Origin of the sequence: Xanthobacter autotrophicus (assembly GCF_030015065.1) — a bacterium.
Classification (GTDB): Bacteria; Pseudomonadota; Alphaproteobacteria; order Rhizobiales; family Xanthobacteraceae; genus Xanthobacter; species Xanthobacter autotrophicus_D.
In genome coordinates, this window is sequence record NZ_JAIVFN010000270.1 from 1 (window position 1) to 1150 (window position 1150).

Below are 1150 nucleotides of genomic sequence, written 5' to 3' on the forward strand. Positions count from 1 at the left end.
CTCCCGCGTTCCCGGGACACGGCCGGGCCTCCCGCTTTCAGGAAACTCCAAGAGGCGATGGGCCGCGGCCGAAATCCGCTCGTCGACGGCGATGGCGGCCTTCGGACTATCAGCTTCGATATGGGTGAAGATGCCGTCGCGATCGGTGAGGGCAACGGCGGACCAGACGAGCCTCATCAGCCTGCGGACCCGGCCTTACGCCGGGCCGTGGCGCGTCGGGCCGCGAAATGCGCCTCCGCTTCTTCATCCGGAACATCGGGCCGGGTATCCTCGATCGCCTGCAGGACCTTGGCCCGGAACCATGCATCATGCGCTTCGCTGTTGGTGACCAGCTCAAGCGGAAGGGTACCTTCATTGGCCGTTCGGGTCAGCAGGATGCGAACTGCGTCTGAGACGGTCAGGCCCATGCTCTCGAGCACTGCAGACGCCCGGTCCCTGACATCGGCATCGATGCGGGTCTGGACCAGTGCATTGGCAGTCATGTTGATCTCCCTGTCTGACACCCGTAGTGTAATGCATTTGCATGACGATGACCAGCGCGACGTCGAATATCATACGCTCCCCGAGGAGCACTCGCCGAACTCCTCGCCAGCCAGTGAGCACTATGCCGCTGCCTCCTGCACCGTCTCGGCCTGTAGCTGCAGGCCATGCAGAAAGGTGACGGCACGCTGCGCATGGGCGGCGGCCGAGAAGATCGCCCGCTTGTCGTTGGCAAGGACCGTCAGCCAGCTTCCGAGATAGGTGGCGTGGTCGGGCCTGGGCTCCAGCTCCGGAACGATGCCGAGATCGGCACAGAGAAACGCCGAGCCGATTTCGGCCACCAGCTCTTCGCGCGCCCTCTCGCTGCGATCCTTCGCGTAGCGGCTGAGATCGCGGCCGACGCGGCGCGGGTCAGCCGTCCAGTGCACCGATTCATGGCTGAGGACCGCCACGTACGAAGCCGCGTCGCGAAACGTCTCGAACGGCGGCATCTGGATGTGGTCGGTCGACGGCGAATAGAATGCCGCCGAGCCACCGTGGCGGATCACGGCGCCGGTATGCGCAAAGAACCAATCGGCATGCTCGATCCGCGCCATCGGATCGAGAACGGGCGGCGGCGGGAGATAGAAATTTGCCGGCAGACCCTCGATCTGGTCGACGTTGAAGACGC

At 64.6% G+C, this 1150-nt stretch carries 3 protein-coding genes; all 3 read right to left on the reverse strand.

Annotation, left to right across the window (positions count from 1 at the left end):
- On the reverse strand, nt 1-177 hold a 177-nt coding region (locus K9U40_RS23025), incomplete at its 3' end, for a type II toxin-antitoxin system RelE/ParE family toxin (RefSeq protein ID WP_282892408.1).
- Nucleotides 177-482, reverse strand: a complete 306-nt coding sequence (locus K9U40_RS23030; RefSeq protein ID WP_282639832.1) for a type II toxin-antitoxin system RelB/DinJ family antitoxin — start codon at nt 480-482, stop codon at nt 177-179. The genes K9U40_RS23025 and K9U40_RS23030, both read right to left, overlap by 1 nt.
- Nucleotides 483-602: 120 nt before the next feature.
- The coding region (locus K9U40_RS23035; RefSeq protein ID WP_282892407.1) for an ArdC family protein at nt 603-1150 on the reverse strand (548 nt) is incomplete at its 5' end.